Genomic DNA, 19,608 nt, shown 5'->3' on the forward strand with positions numbered 1-19,608 from the left:
GCTCTATCGCCACTTCTGAGCCTCGATGATCCGAGCCAGGGTTTCCACGTCGCCGCCGCGCCTGAACCATTCCACAGGGCTCTGCTGCCCGTCGGTGACCATGACCGGCTGGGGCGTCGCCATGAGAGCCGATACCGACACCCATCCTTTGTCTTTCACAATGTCAATGATCTCGGTCAGGTGCGGCAGGATTTTTCCTGGCGACGAGAGACTGAACTGCCACGACGGAAACCGTCTGGAGTGGGCAACATCGACGGCGTACAACTCGCCACGATCGGCGGCGGCGAAGAGCGAGTCCTCGTCCATACTCAAGAAGGCAGCGGCTGCGGACGCGGACATGGTTTGAAGCACGCCCGTCAGAAGGGTGCTCGCTACACTCGCCAGAACACCGCCGCGAGCAACCCGAGTCGATGTCTTCTCGAACGACTCGGGCGTGAAGGCCTTGGACCGGGTGAGATAGCTGATCTCCTGCGGCGTCAGCTCTTCCTGATCCGCGATCGGTCGCTCTGCGAGCAGCTGGTCAGTCAGCGCTCGAACGATGAAGTCCCCGTCGGCGTTCAACCGAGCGACGGCGTCAGTGAACGCCGCGATCACATCGGTGGATGGCTGTGCATGCCAAGGGCGGGTCCGTGGCTGGCCATCGGTTTCATCCATGTGCGACAGCGTAGATGAGCCTTCGCCGGAAGGGGAGGCCTCCCTGGGCATCGACGTCGCGCACGCCACAGAGTCGATGTCAGGCGACTAGATGTAGTTCCTCGGGACGTTGTGATCACGTGAGTTAGCGAAGACCTCCGGGCAGGATGTGGGTTACCACACTCACATTCCACACACGGAGGTCTTCGTGACTCACGCTAACGCACCCCTGACGCCCGTTGGTCGGGCTCGGCTGGCCGACCTGATCAACACTCAAGGCTGGTCGGTGCGGCGAGCGGCCGAGCGGTTCCAGGTGTCGCCGGCAACAGCATCGAAGTAGGCCCGGCGAGCTCGCACGGGCGCCTCTGAGGCGGATCGCTCTTCGCGGCCTCGTCGCAGTCCTGCGCGCACCGCGCGGCGCCTCGAGCGGCGGATCATCGCACTGCGGTTCACGAGACGATGGGGTCCGCACCGGATCGGATATCACCTCCGCATGCCCCGCTCCACCGTCGAGCGGGTTCTGCACCGATACCGGATGCCGATCCTGACGCACGTCGATCAGGCCACCGGCCTCCCTGTCCGGCGACCGAAACCCGTTCGCTACGAACGAGGACAGCCGGGCGACCTCATCCACGTCGACATCAAAAAGCAAGGCCGCATCCCTGACGGCGGCGGGCATCGCATGCTGGGCCGCACCATCGGGAACCGGAACAACAAGAAGAAGGGCCGCGGTTACGCGTTCCTCCATCACGCCGTCGATGACCACTCCCGGCTCGCCTACTCAGAGATCCTCGACGACGAACGCAAAGAGACCGCATCAGCGTTCTGGGCCAGAGCCGAGGCCTTCTTCACACGCGCGGGCATCACCGTCCGAGAGGTCCTCACCGACAACGGTTCTTGCTACCGCTCACACGCGTTCGCGACCGCTCTCGGCCCCGACATCAAACACCGATTCACGAAGCCCTACCGCCCGCAGACGAACGGGAAGGTCGAACGCTTCAACCGCACCCTCGCCCACGAATGGGCCTACGCCGAGACCTACGCCAGCGACGAAGCCCGAGCAGCCACCTACGACGCCTGGCTCCATCACTACAATCACCACAGACCCCACACCGGCATCGGCGGCCACACACCCTCAGACCGCGTTCACAACCTCACGGGGAAGAACAGCTAGCGCTGGGGGCGAGGAGGACTCAGCGCCACAGGTCAAAAAGCCCAGACGAGGTTCGCATCGGGTCCTGTTACTACTTGCGACATTCGGGGCAGTGGGCGTGGGGTCTGCGGGTTCTGGTCTGAATCTTGGACGGCCACGAATATCCGCAAGCGCAGATCCACATGACTTTTCGACCAGACCCGACGGTGACCTCGGTAGGAGAGAGGGCGTTCGCTGGATCCCATTGCTTGGCGAGATCGGGGCGCAGCGTCGCAAGGTCGTTCTCGCCAGGGATGGGCAGCTTTCCTGCGCAGTAGGGGCAGCCGCAGCCGGAAGTGCGGTTCTTGACGGTCGCCGGCCACGAGTGGTTGCGATGGCAGATCCATGACACCTTCACGTGGGATGAGACTGTGACCTGGTTCGGTGAGCAGTCGTTGCTGGGATCCCATTGTGCGGCGATATCCGGTCGGCGTGTCGCGAGGTCAGTGGCTCCCGGGATGGCGACCCGTCCGGAGCACGAGGGGCAACCGGAACCAGCATGTCGATTGGCGACTGTCGCTGGCCAGGTGTGGTTCTTCGCGCAGCGCCACAGGGCTTCATAGGAGCTACTAACGGTCACTTCGGACGGTGTCCGGTCGTTCGCCCCTGCTTCGTGGTCCCACTCCGAAGCCAGATGAGGGTCGAGAGTTCCCAAGTCGTTGAATCCTGCGAGGACGACCCGATTCGCGCATACGGGGCATCCCGTCTTGTCCGTCGTGCGACCCCAGACGGGAAGCTCCCACGTGTGACTCAGGCCGCAACGCCATACCGCGGGGTAATCCGAGCCCGCGGTGACCTCGCTCGGAGTCTTGGAGTTCGCGGGGTCCCACTGTTCGGCGAGTTGAGGGTGGGTGGTGGCGAGGTCGTTGAAACCGGCGAGGGTGCGTTGGTTGGAGCAGTACGGGCACCCGTATCCTGAGCAACGGCCGCCGACAGCCGCGTCCCAGCTATGGTCGCAGGGGCCTCGCCACCAGACGACACGATCTGATCCGGGGGTGACTGTCTCCGGAGTGATGGAGCTGTCGTTGCGTTCGTAATCCCACTCTGCTGCGAGGCCTGGGTGAAGAGTGGCTAAGTCTGTTTCACCTGGTATCGCCCGGCTACCGCTGCAGTAGGGGCAGCTGCTTTCTTGCGTGGTGCGGGAGCGCACCTGGGCGGGCCAGGTGTGCTCTTGAGCAGTACACAGCCAGTTGATTTTCCGTGCGGAGGTGACGCTGACGTGATGAGGGTCCCCGCGGTTGGCTCCTGGGGTGGTGTCCCATTCCGCGGCGATGTCCGGCCGCAGGGTGCCGAGGTCGGTATGTCCAGGCCAGAAGTCCATGCCGATGCAGTATGAGCAGTTCGTCTCGGCAAAGCCTCGCACGTGGGGGCTTGCTTCCCAGGAGTGCCCCTCTTCGCACAACCACCAGGCTTTGTGGGAGACATCTACTCCCGACCAGGGGTCTCGGGTGGGCGGGTTGCGATCCCAGTCCCATTCGGAGATGGCTTGCGGGTGTCGGAGGATCCATAGCGGGTAGTTGGCGGTGGCGTCGAGGATGCGGGGGACGTCGACGGTGTCGAGGGCGGCTTCCAAGGGGCGGAACTTCGTGGGGATGGTGTGGCGGCGGAGGGGTCGGAGCCAGAGAATCACCCGTTCGACGAGGACGTCGCTGTTGGCGAAGCCCAACGTTGCGTTGATGTCGAGTCGTAGATCTGCCGCCGACTGAGTGCGCCATCGTGCGCAGTGCGAACGATTGGACAAGATCTGCAGAACGCGCACCGTCGCGCGGTACAGATGTGCGCGGCGATCGATCTCGCGTGCCGCGCTCATCAAGGACTGATTCTGCCCGGTCTCTCCGTCCTGGGCGGAGAGGGTGTCGTTGTCGCGCACCATGGCCCACACTTGACTGTGCAGCTGCGTGGTGACCCGACCAGTAGCGACGAGTCGACGGAAGGAGAGTTCCGCGTTCCGAAGCGTGGGATCGAAGGGAACGATAACCTGGGTATCGAGTTCGGTTCCGGGACCGACCCACACCATCTGCCCCGGGTGTCGGAGACAGAAGTTTTCCCGATCATGGGAAATTTGCTCGATCGTCTCCCCGGCACTGCATAGGCGGCACAGGAAGCGCTGCGGGTAGGCCCGTGTGGAGTCCGGTTGCGCTAGACGTTTCATGCGGAGGTAGTGACCGGCCGGGCGCCCTGCCGTCGCCTCGACCGCCCGAGCGGCCGCTTCATCGTCGATCCAGACGCGGTGGATGTTCGGTTGCGCTCGGCTGGTCAGTGCCCTCTCGGCGAAATCGAACGGCACTCCTGCGGCGCGGCATTGCCGCTGCGCGTAGGAGCGTGGCGTCTCAAGATGATGCCACTTGGGTCGTTTCGCCCACGCCTGCGTGCTGGTCATGCGGCGTCCACCAAGTCGTCCAGGGTGACGTTGTGTGTGTTGAGCGTGGTGCGCCGGAGAGTATCGAGAACCCCGAAGAGTCCCTCGCGGGTTACGGTCTCCGAGGTGCGCGATTCGTCGCGCAAGATGGACGCGACTAGGCGGTCCACGATCATCGCGAGAACGGCGAGTTTCCCGTCGGCGGCGTGGACTAGCGTGCCGGCGTTGCGGGTGAGAAGGCCGTGGACGTGCCCACATAGTGGTAGGAAGCTGTCGAAGGTGGCGACCCATTTGATCCATTGTTCGAAGTCCTCTTGGACGGCGGGGTCGATCTTGTCGAGTGTGACGAAGTCGCAGCGTGCGCTGACTTGCAGCCCGTCGCCCGTCTTGAATGCTTGGTCGAGATTGATTCCAACCAGGACGACGGTCGCACAGGACTCATTCTGGAGAGCCTTGATGACACTGGAGGGTTCAGTCCCGCCAAGCTTGTGCGCTTCGTCGATCACCAGCAGCTTCGTGCCATGTCGATGGAGGGCTTCGACGGCAAGCTTCCGCAGCCGGTCGGTGGCAATCTGTTTGGGGAGAACGATGGTGGGGGCGAGAAACTCCACGATCTGGGCAAGGAGAGCTTTCCCGGTCGAGTGTTCGGTCATCTCCACCCAGACGACCGGTGCGTCTCCGTCTCTGAGGTAGTCGGGGTGTTGGGCTGCGTGTCTGCGTTCTACGGATCGAGCCAACAGGAGAGCGAGTTCTGTCTTGCCGGAGAACATCGGCGCGGATACCATCAGCCCGCGCCGCGAGTTCTTCAGCCGAGGGTTGATTCGGATGAGGTCCTCCAGAATGCGAGCGCAGACTGCTTGCTCGCGCGTCTTCACCCTCAACGTCAGCCGGAGAAAGTCTTCGCGAGCTTGGTCGTATAGCTCTCGGGCTTCACTATCCAGATCTGTGTACTGCCGGAAGGTGATCTTCGGCGGCGATGCGGGCTCGGCGTCGAATGCTTCTCGAAGCCCTGCAAGGCTGGTCTTGCGGTCATGGTGGAGGACGAGTGGGGTGATCTTCATGGATCAAGCTCCTCTGCTTGAGCGAGATGTATGTCGGGGGACGTCCAATCGATGGTGCTGATGTCGACGGGTTTGGCCCATTGCCGTAATGGGATCGGTGTCGTTGTCGAGGGGCCTGACTCGCGTTGAGCTTCGACCTTGAGGCGCTGTTGCTCTCGCTTGTGTTGGGTGCGCTTGCGCTTGTCTCCTCGCTCGCGGCTTTCGACATGATCGATCCACTCCCGGCGGCGATCGGGATCGTCGATAGCGGCGTCGGGGTATCGGGTAAGGAGTTTCATGTCGATCTCGGCGACCATCGGTGCCGTCTTCTCTCGCAGAGCGACGTCCCAACACTCGATCCACAAGCCGGTTTCCGGGTGACGTACCCAGACGGCATTCGCGTTGTAGGGGTCGAAGCTCACCGGGAACTTCCTCGCTCTCGCGGATCCCGGTTCAGCGCCCGTGAGGGAGCGACTGCGGAGGTCCTCCAGGTCGGGCGAGTCGTAGCGGCGATTGTGGAGATCGATCCCTGCACGACCGATCATGCGACGTTCGGTCGGCAACAGGGCGAGGTACTCCTCGACTCCGAAAGGCACTGGGACGCCAGGCCCGACGCTGAAGAGTTCGGTGTACATCTGATTCGGGGTGAAGATCCGTCCGGGGGAGCTCGTCGACTTCAGGCCCTGGTGCGGTTTGTTCAGGTAGATGTTGGATATCCAACTGTCCAGGATGAGCCGGAGCGAGTCCAAGGTGAGCGTGGGGTTGTCGCGGGCGCCTCGATGCGCCACGGAGTTCCCCACGAAACCGGCCAACCATGCGGCGAAATCTGATGAGAGGGTGCCGAAGTTGCGTTCAACATGTGGCTTCACCGTCGGCGTTCCGGAGGGCGCGAGCTCCCTGTGGATTCCGTACGCACGGCAGGCATCTCTGAACGTGCGGGACCGAAAATCAGCTCCGCCGTCGATGGTGATTGATCGCGGAAAGATCCATGGGAGAGCCAGAGACTCGTCGCTGAGGTAGGGGTTCACCTGCTTCATCAGCGCGGAAGGCAAGGCGGCTGACCCCGAGAGAGTGGCAGCGCCCGAACCAGGCACGGCTTTGCGCCCGATGATGGCTCGGGCGAGCAGGAGCGCATGATCGAATCCGCCAGGGCTATCCGCGTGGATCGCCCAAGCGAGCGGCACTCGGCTGGCGACGTCGAGAAGCACGGTGAGTTTCGGACGGAACTCACTGGTCTCATCCCAAACGAGAACGTCGAGGTCCGTTGAATCGATCTCGCATCGCTCTCCAAGTTGATAGGCAGCTCCGGAGTGGTACTGACGCTTTGGGCTGTTGTCGGTGTTTCTCCGGGTGGTCGCTTTGTCGAAGCTGTAACGGCCTGCAGCCCGCTCGTTGATGTAGCCCTGGAGGGTGCGAGCCTTGATCTCACAAATGGGGTCGCCCGGGTAGGTTGTCTCGAGCGCTCGCCTCACCAAGACAGCGCAACGCTTTTTGCTACTCGTGGCCTTGTCCGTCTGGCGATCGAGGAATCGATCGATGATCGTCACCAGCCGCGGATCTGCCCGGCTGATGGCGAGTCGCTGCTCGCCCTTCCGGTGCATGCGGGCATTCAGCCCCGCTGCACCGTCTTGCTGGTAGGTCTTCCATAGGAGGTGAAAGGTACTGCGCGCTCGCCCCAGTGACGTGCCTTTCAACTCCAGCAGCTTCGCGTCAACGCGTGCGTTCTGAGTCGTCAGCGCAGGGTCATACTGCGCCCGAGGAGTGGAAGCCAACGGATCCATTGGTCTCCCGGTGAACGCCTCAAGGAGATGGGCCTCCATATCGCACACGTTGGTCGGCCACGCGTCCCCGTCCGGACGAAGCGATACCGCGCGCTCGCGTTGAGCCGTGCCGGCATGGCGCAGGAACTCGTCTACGGACATGATGAGGTGTCGATCGGGTGCGTTCTCGGACCGGAGCTTCACCTCTAGGCCGGGGATGATGTGGGCCCAGACCCAGATCTCGCCGTCAATGTCGAAAGAGTCCCCGAGTTTCAGCTTGCTCTCGTCAGACACTGATCGCATCCGTTCTCTCCCGACGTGCGGTAGTCAGTAGCGCGTTGCTATTGAAGACCGCAGACAGATCGAGCGCGAGAAGTCTGCGCCAGGCGAGGTTGTCAACCCATGCGCAGGCAAGAGGTGGGCAATCTGGTGATGCCAGCTCGCACAACTCCCGGCGAGTCTTGCTGTCAGTTGCCGCGTCGAGGATCCTGTCCTCGACGTCAGCAGGCGGCCTGCAACGGTCATGACGCGACGCCGACAACCATTCGACCACGCGGGTCGCATGGATGCTGTGGCCGGAAAGTACCTGATAGTGCCAGCCGAGCGTTGCCGACACAACCGCGGTTTCATCGAACTGCAGTTGCGCAGACTTGTCGATGCGTTCCTTTGGCCTCACGTCTCGAACGGCGTAGGAGTCGTCCGACATCTGCAATAGGAAATCCGGCACGTGCCAGTGACCCGCCATCGGCGAGCGAACGCCGAACACCACGCCAAATGGCTGCGACCACACCTTTGCTACTTGCCCGCCGAAATCGAGCCACATCAACTCGTCGCGCTCGAACTGAGACTCACACCATACGTGGCTACGGGTGCGACTCCAGAAGTACTCAGACCCCGTGAAAAAGTGGCTTGCGCCCTTCGATACTCGAACCTTCATCGGGTCGATGACCGACCAATCCAAACGGCCGAGACTTCGGTTGACCGGTGCGAACGAGACGCTATCCGCGTAGCCGGATGCGGAACGATGATCGCGCGGCACCCAGTGCAGCTCCGAGCCCTTCGAGAATCGTCGCCGTGCGATCAACCGTGCAATCTCAGCTGGCTTCATCACCACTCCAAGGAAGGCGGAGTACCTGAGTAGGCACATCGTTGTCGCCTGCGCCCAGGATCCGCCGGGTCGGCTTTGCCTGGCTCCCGACACACCGGTATGGCTCGGATTAGAGTTCGATCTGATGTCCGGCAACGACCGAACGAGAACACTGATGCCACCGCCGAGCAATCTGCAACGCTGAGACGGTGTGCAGGCGGTCGTCGTCGGAATTGCGTTGGAATGACGCAGTTGGCCTTCAGCTGACACGTCATCCTCCCGGAGGTGCTCTGTGTGTCAGCAGACCGAAGTTGCCGACGCGGCGACTTGCCCTGGCGGACGTCGGAAGCGGTAAGAGGCCCGCAGGACGGTGGCCCGGTTCGGCGGACGCATAGGGGATCTGCGTAGAGTGCGAGATGTGCCTCGAAATCCTCGCTTTCGCACCATTCGTGGTGCGATCGGAGCCATGCTCGCCGCGGTGTTCGCCATCGGTCTGAGCGGGTGTGCGCCGGATCCGGTCAGCGATTCCTTCCTCAAGGGTGAGAACACCGGGTATGTGGCCGCTGGCGGCGCGATCGTCGAGATCCCGATCGACGAGCGGAGCGAACCGGTCGACTTCAGCGGCATCACTGAAACTGGTGATGATTTCGACAGCGCAGACAACGCCGGCAAGGTCACGGTGGTGAACTTCTGGTACGCCGGGTGCGCGCCGTGCCGCATCGAGGCGAAGGATCTCGAAAGCGTCTGGCAAGAATACGGCGGCGAGGATGTAGCTTTCATCGGCATCAATACCCGCGACCAGGCCGACACTGCCCAGGCTTTCTCTCACGAGTTCGGCATCACCTACCCGAGCCTGATCGACGTGAACACGGCCGAGGCGAAACTCGCTTTCTCCGAGGTCGTGCCGATCCAGGCGACACCGACGACTCTCGTGCTCGACAGGCAGGGCCGTGTCGCCGCCCGCATCATCGGACCCATCGACGGCACCTCGATCCTCTCGACGCTCGTCAAGGACGCTCTGGCGGAGACACCGTGAACGCCGACACCATCATCGGGTCCGGTGCGCTCTGGCTCGCAGTCCCCGTCGCGATGCTCGCTGGCCTCGTGTCGTTCTTGTCGCCCTGCGTGCTCCCGCTGGTCCCCGGCTACCTCGGCTTCCTTGGCGGGGTGGTCGCGCCGGACTCGAAGGGTCGCGCGACGAACGCAGTCGCGCCCCAGCGCCGTCAGCTCGTAGTCGGCGTACTGCTGTTCATCCTCGGCTTCAGCGTCGTCTTCGTTCTCATCACCGCGCTGGGCGGCACGGCCGGCGTGTTCTTCCTACGCTGGGGCGACCTGGTCACACGCATCCTCGGAGTCGTCATCATCCTGATGGGGCTCGTCTTTCTCGGGTTGTTCAATTTCGCCCAGCGGGAGGTCCGCTTCCACGTCGGCTCCCGGGCCGGAATCGCAGGGGCGCCGCTACTTGGAGTGGCACTTGGTATCGGCTGGGCACCGTGCATGGGTCCGACGCTTGCCGCGATCATCGCGCTTTCGTTCAATGCTGGCGACCCTGTCCGTGCCGGCTTCCTCGGCCTCGCGTATTCGCTCGGCCTCGGCATCCCGTTCCTGTTGGTCGCATTCGGGTTCGGTTGGGCGGCGAAGACGGTCGAGTTCCTCCGTCGTCACATCCGGGTGGTGAACGTATGCGGAGGCATACTGCTGATCGTCCTCGGAATCCTGATGGTGACAGGGCTGTGGACCGACATCATGTCGCGGCTGACGGCGGTGATGGGTAGCGTCATTCTCCCTCTCTGAGATCCCTAGCAAGGATGTCGCGAGTGACGACTGGAGCAGCCCTCTCTACCCAACTGGTCATTGTGGGTGGCGCCACTTCGTGCTCCCATGTCGGAGCCTTAGATATAGACGCCGCGGTCTTCCATGAATCGGACGGGGTTGGTGTAACCACCATTGATGTAGACCTCGAAATGCAGATGGCAACCGAAGGAGCGTCCAGTGTCACCCGCGTAAGCGATGACCTGGCCCGAATTGACCCATTGCCCCCTGCCAACGAGGATGCCACTGGGTTTGATGTGCGCGTACCCGGTGCTGACGCCCCCGCCGTGTTGGATGCGGACGTAATTGCCGTAGTTGCCGTTCGCGCCGGCGTAGTCCACTGTTCCGGAGTTGGCGGCGTAGATCGCCGCTCCGCAGCCATTGGCCATGTCCGCGCCGTAGTGGTAGCTCGAGGAGCAGCCCTGCGAACCGCAGATCGGGGTCCGCGGGCCGTAGCTTGAACTTCGGCCGCCCCCGTGGGGCCGGACCCAACCGCCGCTACCGGCAGAGCCTCCGCCGCCGCCGTTGCCGCCACCGTTGGCTGCCGCTTCCGCGGCTTCGCGTTCGCGACGGGCGCGCTCTTCGGCCTCGCGCGCGGCCACACCCGACTGGTAACCAGCGACAGTCTGCGTGGTGGTGTCTTTCAGCGCGGCGAGCTGCGCCTGCATCGTCTCGAGGTTCGCGGCTTGCTCGTCGAGCGCGGCCTGTGCGGCGTCGGCCGCTTCTTGTGCCGCAATCATCTTCTGCTCTGCGACCTGCTGCAGGCGGTCTCGTTCGTCGCGGGCAACCTTCGCCTGATCGGTCAGCGATTGGGCGGTGTTGCGCGCCGAGATTGCGCCATCGTAGACCGACCGGTTGTACTCGAGAAGCTTGTCCATGGTGCCCAGGCGTGACAGGAGCTCATCGGCGTTGGCCGCGGAACCGGAGAAGAACAGTTGCAGTGCTGAATCATCTCCACCGTTGCGATACAGCTGTGCCGCAACTTGACCGGCCCTGCGCGCAGAGGTTTCGGCAATCGCTGATTGTTCGTCCGCCTGCGCCTGCAGGCTCTGAGCTTCCGTGATCGCAGCGAAGTACTCCTGCTGCGCTGCATAGAACTCGTCGGAGGCTGTATCGGCAGCAACCTGAGTCTCAGCGACCTTCCGCGTCAAGGACTGGATCAGCCCTTCGATTCGGGTGATCTCGGCAGCCTTGGCAGCTTCGTTGTTCTTGGCGCGTTGCACATCGTCCCAACTCGGGTACGACGCAGCGTACGCCGCTGAGTCGCCGGAGCCGATGCCGAGTGCAGCGAATGCAGCGACACCGAGCGCGCCGAGCCCGAAAGCGCCACGTCGAGTAACACTCAGCTTCCAGAACGAGTCGCGTTCGGCGGGCGTGGGTGCACAACCGCATTCTTCAGCCGCCTCCGTAGCCGCAGAGACGAGTCGTCCGTTCACTGTGCCCTCTCCTCGAGCTCGGCTTCGTGGATTCTGCTGCCATGGGCGCGCAGATTGGCCACGCTTGCATTGCCCGCCGTCTGGTCCATCGGCCGTACGTGGCCGCCGAAGTCGCGCCGACTCGCTCGTGATCTCTGATCAGTGGCCCATATCTGTCGCATCGAATTCGAGTTCGACTGTCCTGACACGAAGTTCACGCTTTCGGGTCCGTGTGGATGTCGGGGCTCACCTTGTTGTGTTTGTTCTTTTTCACTTGCCGTACGACAACGGTGGTGGCGATCACCGCGGCACCTATGACAGCCACGGCGATGATGAGCGGGATCGCGATCGAAGCCACCTCGTTCTCGCCTGCGGATGCCGCCGGGGCAGGGGTGTCCGCTGCGGGAGGTTCGGTAGTTGGCACAGCAGAGGGCGACGCCTTTGCCGGTTGCATCCGTGATTGTTCGTTCCCGCATGCTGGTTGGTCCCATCCCAGCCCTGGCTCGATGCCGGTGGGAGCGTACGTGAACGTGAAGCTCTCGGATATGGGGTGACCGTCGCTGGAGACGGCGTTCCAAAGCACGGTGTAGACGCCGGGTTCTCCGAGTGCGACCGGGGTGGTGAGGATGTTGCGGTCGATGGTGGAGCAGCTGGATTCGTAGAAGAGGCCGTCGGGTCCTTGCACTTGGGCGAAGCTTGCCTGGCTGAAGTCAATGAGTTCCCCGCTGAACGTGAGAGCGACGTCGTCGAGTTGGGTGACGGTTTCGTCTGCCCCGGGCACGGTGTCCAGGAGGTTGTCGTGCGCGAGAGCTGCGGGGGCCGGTGCGGCCACGATTCCCAGTGCGATGAGGGCAAGAAGTGTGCTGGCGAGCCAGCGGGTGCGGTGGGTGGAGGTCACGGGCGTGGGTCCTTTCGTCCGGCGGGCACGGGGGTGCTGTCGGTAGGTCTGTTGTTGCGTTTCGTGTGGAGGACGGAGAAGCCGGTGAGGATTGCGAGCATTCCCGCGATCATCAAGGTGGCGGCTCCGGCGAGGGCCTGGTCCTGCAGGGGGGTGGGTCCCCACGTCCGCCCCATGGCGCCAAACCACTCCGCGACGATGAGGTCGGAGCGAGCGATAGTGGCGATGCCGAAGAAAGTGGCCACGCCTGTGAGCGCAGTGAGTGAGGCCACACGCCACCGCCCCTCGGGAGTCGTGGACGCGTTCGGGGAAAGCGATCGTACGAAGAGGCACCCGGTGACGAGGAGCTGGCTGATCATCCATTCCGCTCCGAGCTGGTCGTAGAGCGACCATCGGAACAGGTCGGAGTAGTGGAACAACCACAGCGACGTGGCGAACAGGGACGCGGCGACGACGGGGCGACGAGTAAACCGGGCCAGGGGGCTGTGGGCGGCCCAGAGAAGCCATTCGCGCGGTCCTCGGCTTCCATCGTCCCGTGGGTGGATGACCAAGGTTGCGAGGGTGATCGGCGCCGCGAAGACAAGGAGCAAGGGGATCGCGAGACTGAGGAGAGCGAAGGCGAGGAATCGCATACTGATGAGCGAATCGTCATAGGCTGCGATCGGCCCACTGGTCGTCCACAGAAGCGCCCCCATCCCCGCAATCCAGCTGATCGTGCGCCTGGCTGGCCACGGATACCCGCGGCGCCGTGCGCGTCGGACGCCGACGAGGTAGAAGACGATTCCGAAACCCGCGACGAGCACCCAAAGGAGGTCGGGACTCCACGCCGTGAACCATCTCTGCAGGGTGAGTGCGACCGGGACGGGTGCGTCGGTGAGGATCTCCGCGGCGGTGGTCTGCGGCAGGGTGATCGCATCGGCGGGGGCGGCGGTGCGGGCGAGGGCGGCGGCGACCCCGCTCGCGACACCCATGAAACCGAGTTCGACGCACACGATCATCCAGAAGGCGCCACGGCCCTCGCTGGTCTTTGCGATGAGTCGGCGGCGGTAGGCGGCACCCAGGACGCCCATGACCAAAAGCGCGCCGATCTTTGTGAGAAGGAGGATGCCGTACGGTGAGGCCAAATCCTCCCACCGGCCGAGGGCTGTGAGCGTCCGCGCGTATCCCGAGACGGCGACGCCGATGAACGCGATGAGCGCCACCGTCGAGTACCGGCGGAGCAGGTTCTCGAGTTCGCGCGGCGAGCTGATCGGTCGCGCGACGACGAGCAGGATGAGCCCCCCGAGCCATACTGCTGCTGAAATGACATGCAGGACGAGGGACATGACAGCGGGATCGTGATTGGCGAGCTCACCCGAATGACCTTGGGTGGCCATGGGAATCAGACTGATGATCGCAAGCACGGTTGTGATCATGACCGCACCATAGCTGCGAACAGCGAATGCGAGGACTGTCACGACCGAAGCGAGGATCGCGGTGATGAGCCATGATCGTCCCAGCTCCGTGTCGAGGAGGAAGCGACCGAGCTGCGTGCCGAACTCGGCACTCAGGTTAACTTGCGGATTGAATGAGGACAGGAAGGTGAGGTAAGCCACCACCCCGCTTGTGAGGGTGAGGGTCGCGGCGCCGGCGGAGGCAATATCGAGCGCGACGGTGAAGGGCTTCCCTGCCGAGGGGAGAGCGAACACCGCCAGCACCAGGGGCCCGAGCATCGCCGCACCGGACAGATTGACGAACAGTTTCGCGGCCGGGAGTCCCCATCGCACGAGCGCTCCAGGGTCACTCGCGAGTCTTGGTGCAGCTCCTCCACCAATCACGAGCCCGATGACCACAGCGATGAGTGCGGCGGCAACGAGAATCGTCGGTCCAACGATCCGGAGAACAACGGGATTCATGGAGTGGTATCCCCTGTCTGAGCGCCAGCAGCGTCCGGGTCTTCCGTCACAGGTGCCGTGCATTCACCGGTCTTGGGGAGCTGCTGGATCGCCCCGGCAAGAGATTCGAGAACCGCGTCCGCCGACAGGGTGGTCGTGTCCACGTACACCTGGGCAGCTGGATCTCGGCCGTAGGTTGTGAGCCGCAGATTCGGGGTCTCCTCCTCGTCGACGATCCAATCGACGCCCCCCAAGCTGACACATTGCAGCGTGGTGGGGGCCGGGGGCTCCAACCCGCAGGTGAGGAGCACGCTACTGGGGGTGCCCCATCCTGCGGTGGCCTGAGCGTCCGTCCAGACGCGAGCCTGGTCGCCAATCGAGTCCGGTAATCGTACGGTGACCTCTGCGCACAGCGGGTCATTCGCGTTCGCTGCGGGCTCGAGGTGGACGGTGGGTGCGCAGCTGGTGAGCACAAGCAGTGCGCACAGCGCCGCGCCAGAGGTCAGAATCTTGAGCTTCACAACGTCATCCATCCGTCTTCCTGGGAGTCAGCATGCGTCCGTCGCTGTCGGATCGACATGACGAGCAGCGCTAGTACCGTTCCGATACTGAGCATCCAGCCGAGCCACGGCATCAGCACGACAGCGAGAGTCGTGCCGGCGCGGAGGGGGACCTCGGTGATCTTCGCCGCGGTCGTGTCCACCGCAACCTGAGCCAACACTTTTCCATCGCGGCCGATGACTTGACTGGTCCCGGTGGTGGAGACGTTCACCGCAGTTCTCCCTGTTTCGAGCGCGCGTATGCGGGCGATGGTCAGCTGTTGGAGGTTCTCGTCCGTGCCTCTGAAATCCGCATTGTTGGTTTGAAACACGAACATCTGCGCGCCAGAGGACGCGCTCTGGTGGATGACGTCGTCGTAGATGACGTCGAAACAGATCGCCAGACCGATGGGCACATCGCCAACGTTCATGAGGGGCGTGTTGGAGCCGGGCGTGTACTCGCGTTGTATCAACCCGATGAGATCGGGGGCGATGGCTTCGTAGAACCAACGGTCCGGCACGTATTCGCCGAAAGGGACGGGGTTGGCCTTGTCGTGGAGCTGCTGCGGCCCGGCGCTGGTCCACAGCATCGAGGTGTTGAACGTGTCAGCTCCGCGGGTGGTTGCCGCATTCACCAGTGCCGGAGCGCCAGCACCCTGCACGAGTCGATCAAGGCGGCCTGCGACGGCGGCATCGCGCAGGGGATCGGCGTCGACGGCCCCTTCTGGCCAGACGAGAAGGTCCATTTCACGCCCCAGGAGCGGAGCGGTCGCTTCTTCCTGTGCGCGCAGGATGTCACCTGTTGTCCTGGTGTCGAAGTAGCCGCTGGGACCGTTGCCCTGCACCCATCCGACGCGCATCATTCCCGCTTGCTCAGTCGGGAACAGAGGGACGGCCATCGCGGCAACGACGATGACCGCCGCTGCTGCTCCCGGCTCCCACCGGCGGAGGGTGAGGGCTTCCACGACGCTTGCGCAGACGAGGATTGTCAGGAAGGTCAGCCCGGTTGTCCCCACCCAGGAAGCGGCTTCCGCGAGCGGGCTCTCGGCAAGAGTGAAGCCGATTCGCGCCCACGGGAACCCGGTGTACGGCGCATTCCCCATCAGCGTTTCCCGCAGCACCCACACCCCGGCGACGAGCACAGGAGTGATCGCGTGATACCCGAATCCCGCCCGCGTGGTGGCGACACGATAGGCGAGTGCGATCAGCGCACCGCCGGCACCGAACAGCAGGGATTCCAAGCCAGCCAGCGCGACCCATGGGATGGGCCCCAGAAACCGGGTCACCCATACCAAGTGAGTGAAGTAGAAGGCCGTCCCGTAGACGAGGGAGATCAGGAACGCCCCGGGAACAGAGCGTCCGCGAAGCGTCCACAGCCCGATGGTTGCGCTCACGAACGTCGCGGGCCACCACCCGGACGCGGGGTAGGCGAGATCCAGCATGCCTCCTGCGATGGCGGACGCGACGATCGCTACGGGAAATGGCACCGCAGCTGCCAGGAGCGCATCGTGCGCACTGGCGTTGCCGCGCCGTGGTCGAACGGAGAGGGCGTGTCCCACCAACGGGTCAGCGGTCACGGTCATGAGTGCCCAGGTTTTTCAGGTAAGCGTTGTACGAGTCGAGGTCGGCGTTCCCGTGCACGTCGGCATACCGATCCGCCGCGGCAGCACGAGCGGTGTCGCTTCGGAACCAACGATGCATCACGTAGATCAACATCAGTACGGTCGGGGCTTCACCGTAGGACCATGCCAGAGCGCCGGCTAGCTGCTGATCGGCGAGGGGATCGATGCCCAGTGCTTCGGTGGGCGCGACGAACGAGCCGACCAGGATCGTACTGGCCATCATGAGAAACACCCCGAAGAATGCGTGGAGCGCGGCTTCGGCAAAGACGTCCAGTGCACGGGCACCATGACCCAACCTGACCGGCAGCGGATCGGAGGACAGGATGGGGATGGTGAAGAGCACGCCGGCGAGGAGGAATCCGACCTCGAGTGCGACGTGACCCCCGGGGAGAGCGAGGATGGCATCGGCAGCACCCGCAAGGTAGATGCCGTAGAACGCGAACAGGTAGAGCGGGACAGTGGCCCACGGACTGAGTATCCATTTCGCGGCCGGGCTTCGAAGAGCACCGTGGGCCGCTGTGAGGACTAACCGTCCCGCTCCATGATGCGGTGTCGCTCGCAGAAGAAGGGTGCCGGGAGAGCCCAGGACGAGGAGCGGCGGCACCATCATCATCAGAGTGAGCTGCTGGAACATGAAAACGGACACCAGCGCCTGGCCGTAGGTTTCAACGCCTAGACCAGTGACCGCCGCGAGGAGAACACACCCGAGAAGGAAGCTGACCGTTCGCCACACGGGCCACCGACGCCCGCGCGTCCACAACCGGATCGCTCCGACCAGATACAGCACAGCGAGGATCCCCGCGACTATCGGTAACACCGGAAGCGGGATGTCCGCCGGTGCGAGGAACGCCTGCAAAGACGGGGGACTTTCGAGGATCTGGCCGCTCACACGCATGGTCGTGACAAGAAGATCGCGCTGTTCACTTCCGGATCACCTTGATCGTCGCCCCCGCTGCCAGGAACGCCACGGCCGCGATGGGCTGTGCTGTGGTCCACACGACACCGGAGAAGGGGAAGGGCATTACCGGGTTCCAGAGCACGGCGATCGCGAGGAAGACCGGGATCCACCACCAGTGGCGTGCCTGCAGCGCAAACCACGCGACGATCAGCCCGAAAATTGAGGCGATGAAGAGGACGAGGGGCGCCCAATTCGCCTGGAAGAGCGCCGGGGCGAGGAACAGGATCGCGGCGGCGACGAGGCTGGGGGCCAGGGCGTTCCGCTGGTAAGTGGAGGGGACACGTTCTTTGGGACTCATGGGTGAACCGTTTCTTCGGCGGGTACAGGGTCGACGGGATCGGGGCGGGACGAGGGGTCTGGCCGGCGACGGCTTATGCGCAGACCCGCGACGATGAGGAACACGGCACCGATGCCGAGAGCGACATCGGCGAGGTTGCCGATGAACAGGTTCCCGTAGGCAAGGAAATCGGTGACGTGCCCGATCCCGAACGCGGGCGGCGAGAATAAGCGATCGATGAGGTTCCCGATCGCACCGCCCACGATGAAACCGAAACCAACCGCCGACCACACGTTGCGGGCTCGGGTAGCGGCACCGATGAGGGCCGCGGTGACAGCGAGCCCGACGACGGTGATGACCCATGTGGAGCCTTCCCCGAGCGAGAAGATCGCCCCGGGGTTGAAGGCCAGTTGAAGACCGAGCCAGTCACCGATCAGCGGTATACGCGCATCCTGTCGCAACGTGTTCAGAGCAAGAGTCTTGGTGCCTTGATCGATCAGGATAACGATGGCGGCGACGATGAGCACCACGGCCGACCGGCGGACTCGATCACGCATCGGCGTCTTCCCCCGCGGCCGCGGCATCCTCAGCAACTTCGGCGCGATCCCGCTGGTGACGGCGGCGCCCGGCCATCATCACGCCCACAACCCCGACCCCCAGGATGATAGCCAAACCGGAGAGGAAGAATAGGGGCAGCATTTCGAAGGCACCGCCTCCGGATGGTGTGCCGCCGTACGTTTGTGCCGGCGATGCGGTTTCCGTTTCTTCGCTGCTCTGTGGTGAGGCTTCAGGGGTGGGGCTTGCGGTGGTTGTGCCGGATCCCGTGTCCGTCGCGGGTCTGACGGTGTACACGTACTCTCCGCTGATCGGATGCCCATCGGCGGAGACGGTCTTCCATCGGACAGTGAAGACACCGGTCGCGGCGTCCGGGGAGAGGTGCTGCGTGATAACGTCATCGGTCGCCTGGGGGGCGTCGACTGCGACGTTTGCTCCGGTTTCATCGACCACGTCGATGACTGTTGCGCCGTCACCATCCGGAAGCAGCCCGGTGAACATCAGAGAGATCTCGTCGGGAGAGCCGTCGACGGCCGAGTCGGCGTCGGGGTACGCCGAGACGAACTCGTCGTGAGCGGCGGCCGGGGCTGTGGTCCCCAGCACGACGGATGCCGACACCATCAGGGCGGCGGCGGCGAGGGCTGTGATACGTGCCGAGAGGCGTTTATGCATGGGTGTCGTGCTCTCCGGGGTGGGATTCGGGTTCGATCTGGAAGGTGGAGTGTTCGATGCTCACGGCGAAGTGCTCGTTGACGCATTGCTGAAGTGATGTCAGCAATGCGGCGGAAGCTTCCATCGTGACGGTGTCATCGACCACGACATGGGCGGTGAGCGTGGGGAGGTCGGTCGAGACTTGGGTCGCGTGAAGGTCGTGCACCGCGACCACGTGCGGAAGGGCAAGGATGTGGCGGCGGACATCCTCGAGGTCGAGGCCGGCGGGTGTGGACTCCAACAGCACCCGACCGGATGCTCGCAACAGGATAAGAGTGCGGGGAATGATGAGCAGCGCGATCAAGACGCCCGCGACGGCGTCCGCCTGATACCAACCGAAAACGGCGATGAGGATGGCGCTGGCGATGACGCCGACGGAACCGAGGGCATCGTTGACGACCTCGAGGAACGCGGCGCGCATGTTGAGATTGCGTCCGCGGCCGCTGAACAATACGAGCATGGAGGCGATGTTGGCGACGAGACCGACGATGCCGAAGAACAGCAGACTCCCCGATGCGATCTCAGGGGGCTCGAACAGCCGCCGTACGCCTTCCACGAGCGCGAAGATGCCCACCCCGAGCAGCAAAGTTGCTTGAGCGAGCGCACCGAGAACCTCCGTGCGTCGAAGACCGAAGGTGTACTTGGGAGTCGGGGGACGATTCATCAGATGCGCAGCGGTGACGGCCATCGCCAACCCGACGACATCGGTGAGCATGTGCGCCGCATCAACAAGCAGTGCGAGGCTGCCTGTGATGATTGCGCCGATCACTTCGACGATGAAGACCGAAGAGGTGATCGCGAACGCGATGACCAGGCGATTGCGGGGAGTGGCGTCACCGATACCGTGACTGTGCCCTGTGTCTGTCATGGTGCTCC

17 protein-coding genes and 1 pseudogene are annotated in these 19,608 nt (G+C 63.7%); 3 read left to right on the forward strand and 15 right to left on the reverse strand.

The window, feature by feature from the left end; genetic code table 11:
- Positions 1-3: 3 nt before the first annotated feature.
- Entirely contained in the window at positions 4-654 is a 651-nt protein-coding gene (locus AKG07_RS14100) for a hypothetical protein (protein WP_139305202.1), read from the reverse strand.
- Positions 655-841: 187 nt separating this feature from the next.
- Here AKG07_RS14100 and AKG07_RS14105 point away from each other — a divergent pair.
- Positions 842-1,807, forward strand: a pseudogene (locus AKG07_RS14105) (IS481 family transposase).
- A 70-nt stretch (positions 1,808-1,877) separates the two neighbouring features.
- On the opposite strand, the gene AKG07_RS17730 reads toward AKG07_RS14105, so the two are convergent.
- From AKG07_RS17730 to AKG07_RS14120, 4 genes are read right to left on the reverse strand one after another with little or no spacing between them, the layout of a single operon-like run.
- A complete protein-coding gene (locus AKG07_RS17730) occupies positions 1,878-4,205 on the reverse strand; it encodes a zinc-ribbon domain-containing protein (RefSeq protein ID WP_150115143.1) in 2,328 nt (775 codons plus the stop codon).
- Complete coding sequence (locus tag AKG07_RS14110) at positions 4,202-5,245, reverse strand: TniB family NTP-binding protein (RefSeq protein WP_053098494.1); 1,044 nt, start codon at positions 5,243-5,245, stop codon at positions 4,202-4,204. The genes AKG07_RS17730 and AKG07_RS14110 overlap by 4 nt, the downstream gene beginning before the upstream one ends.
- Positions 5,242-7,278: a Mu transposase C-terminal domain-containing protein gene (locus tag AKG07_RS14115; protein WP_053098495.1), complete on the reverse strand. Its 2,037-nt coding sequence runs from the start codon at positions 7,276-7,278 to the stop codon at positions 5,242-5,244. The genes AKG07_RS14110 and AKG07_RS14115 overlap by 4 nt, the downstream gene beginning before the upstream one ends.
- Positions 7,271-8,092, reverse strand: a complete 822-nt coding sequence (locus AKG07_RS14120) for a TnsA-like heteromeric transposase endonuclease subunit (protein ID WP_167347459.1) — start codon at positions 8,090-8,092, stop codon at positions 7,271-7,273. Before AKG07_RS14120 ends, AKG07_RS14115 begins: the two co-directional genes overlap by 8 nt.
- A 445-nt stretch (positions 8,093-8,537) precedes the next feature.
- Between AKG07_RS14120 and AKG07_RS14125 the strand changes: the two genes are divergently transcribed.
- Together AKG07_RS14125 and AKG07_RS14130 are read left to right on the forward strand one after the other, a co-directional pair.
- A complete protein-coding gene (locus AKG07_RS14125) occupies positions 8,538-9,107 on the forward strand; it encodes a TlpA family protein disulfide reductase (RefSeq protein WP_053098497.1) in 570 nt (189 codons plus the stop codon).
- Positions 9,104-9,865, forward strand: coding sequence for a cytochrome c biogenesis CcdA family protein (locus tag AKG07_RS14130; protein ID WP_017201929.1), 762 nt, complete (start codon positions 9,104-9,106; stop codon positions 9,863-9,865). Before AKG07_RS14125 ends, AKG07_RS14130 begins: the two co-directional genes overlap by 4 nt.
- Before the next feature lie 98 nt (positions 9,866-9,963).
- Here the strand turns inward: AKG07_RS14130 and AKG07_RS14135 are convergent, their stop codons facing one another.
- The 10 genes from AKG07_RS14135 to AKG07_RS14180 all read right to left on the reverse strand — a co-directional run bounded on the left by AKG07_RS14135 (position 9,964) and on the right by AKG07_RS14180 (position 19,600).
- Positions 9,964-11,319 (reverse strand): M23 family metallopeptidase, encoded by a 1,356-nt coding sequence (locus AKG07_RS14135; protein WP_026049678.1) that lies wholly within the window; start codon positions 11,317-11,319, stop codon positions 9,964-9,966.
- Positions 11,320-11,512: 193 nt separating this feature from the next.
- A complete protein-coding gene (locus AKG07_RS14140) occupies positions 11,513-12,196 on the reverse strand; it encodes a copper resistance CopC family protein (RefSeq protein ID WP_026049677.1) in 684 nt (227 codons plus the stop codon).
- Positions 12,193-14,091 (reverse strand): cytochrome c oxidase assembly protein, encoded by a 1,899-nt coding sequence (locus AKG07_RS14145; RefSeq protein WP_042538293.1) that lies wholly within the window; start codon positions 14,089-14,091, stop codon positions 12,193-12,195. Before AKG07_RS14145 ends, AKG07_RS14140 begins: the two co-directional genes overlap by 4 nt.
- Entirely contained in the window at positions 14,088-14,603 is a 516-nt protein-coding gene (locus AKG07_RS14150) for a DUF3515 family protein (protein ID WP_042538292.1), read from the reverse strand. Before AKG07_RS14150 ends, AKG07_RS14145 begins: the two co-directional genes overlap by 4 nt.
- A complete protein-coding gene (gene lnt, locus AKG07_RS14155; protein WP_079112071.1) occupies positions 14,588-16,192 on the reverse strand; it encodes an apolipoprotein N-acyltransferase in 1,605 nt (534 codons plus the stop codon). Before lnt ends, AKG07_RS14150 begins: the two co-directional genes overlap by 16 nt.
- The gene (locus tag AKG07_RS14160) at positions 16,176-17,126 is read right to left on the reverse strand and encodes a cytochrome c oxidase assembly protein (protein WP_042538291.1); all 951 of its coding nucleotides are present in this window, start codon (positions 17,124-17,126) and stop codon (positions 16,176-16,178) included. Before AKG07_RS14160 ends, lnt begins: the two co-directional genes overlap by 17 nt.
- Positions 17,127-17,151: 25 nt before the next feature.
- Positions 17,152-17,487: a DUF6804 family protein gene (locus AKG07_RS14165; protein WP_042538290.1), complete on the reverse strand. Its 336-nt coding sequence runs from the start codon at positions 17,485-17,487 to the stop codon at positions 17,152-17,154.
- On the reverse strand, positions 17,484-17,996 hold the full coding sequence (gene lspA / locus AKG07_RS14170) for a signal peptidase II (RefSeq protein WP_230100799.1): 513 nt from the start codon (positions 17,994-17,996) through the stop codon (positions 17,484-17,486). The genes AKG07_RS14165 and lspA overlap by 4 nt, the downstream gene beginning before the upstream one ends.
- Positions 17,997-18,015: 19 nt before the next feature.
- Positions 18,016-18,693 (reverse strand): copper resistance CopC family protein, encoded by a 678-nt coding sequence (locus AKG07_RS14175; protein WP_052492864.1) that lies wholly within the window; start codon positions 18,691-18,693, stop codon positions 18,016-18,018.
- On the reverse strand, positions 18,686-19,600 hold the full coding sequence (locus tag AKG07_RS14180) for a cation diffusion facilitator family transporter (RefSeq protein WP_042538288.1): 915 nt from the start codon (positions 19,598-19,600) through the stop codon (positions 18,686-18,688). Before AKG07_RS14180 ends, AKG07_RS14175 begins: the two co-directional genes overlap by 8 nt.
- Positions 19,601-19,608: the final 8 nt, after the last annotated feature.

The organism is Microbacterium sp. CGR1, from assembly GCF_001266755.1.
Lineage (GTDB): Bacteria > Actinomycetota > Actinomycetes > Actinomycetales > Microbacteriaceae > Microbacterium.

Bases quoted from the DNA above. Each gene is read 5' to 3' on its own strand.
- AKG07_RS14120 (WP_167347459.1), bottom strand. From the start codon at position 8,092: ATGAAGCCAGCTGAGATTGCACGGTTGATCGCACGGCGACGATTCTCG.
- AKG07_RS14175 (WP_052492864.1), bottom strand. From the start codon at position 18,693: ATGCATAAACGCCTCTCGGCACGTATCACAGCCCTCGCCGCCGCCGCC.
- lnt (WP_079112071.1), bottom strand. From the start codon at position 16,192: ATGACCGTGACCGCTGACCCGTTGGTGGGACACGCCCTCTCCGTTCGA.
- AKG07_RS14125 (WP_053098497.1), top strand. From the start codon at position 8,538: ATGCTCGCCGCGGTGTTCGCCATCGGTCTGAGCGGGTGTGCGCCGGAT.
- AKG07_RS14145 (WP_042538293.1), bottom strand. From the start codon at position 14,091: ATGAATCCCGTTGTTCTCCGGATCGTTGGACCGACGATTCTCGTTGCC.
- AKG07_RS14110 (WP_053098494.1), bottom strand. From the start codon at position 5,245: ATGAAGATCACCCCACTCGTCCTCCACCATGACCGCAAGACCAGCCTT.
- AKG07_RS14150 (WP_042538292.1), bottom strand. From the start codon at position 14,603: ATGGATGACGTTGTGAAGCTCAAGATTCTGACCTCTGGCGCGGCGCTG.
- AKG07_RS17730 (WP_150115143.1), bottom strand. From the start codon at position 4,205: ATGACCAGCACGCAGGCGTGGGCGAAACGACCCAAGTGGCATCATCTT.
- AKG07_RS14165 (WP_042538290.1), bottom strand. From the start codon at position 17,487: ATGAGTCCCAAAGAACGTGTCCCCTCCACTTACCAGCGGAACGCCCTG.
- AKG07_RS14180 (WP_042538288.1), bottom strand. From the start codon at position 19,600: ATGACAGACACAGGGCACAGTCACGGTATCGGTGACGCCACTCCCCGC.
- AKG07_RS14100 (WP_139305202.1), bottom strand. From the start codon at position 654: ATGGATGAAACCGATGGCCAGCCACGGACCCGCCCTTGGCATGCACAG.
- AKG07_RS14160 (WP_042538291.1), bottom strand. From the start codon at position 17,126: ATGCGTGTGAGCGGCCAGATCCTCGAAAGTCCCCCGTCTTTGCAGGCG.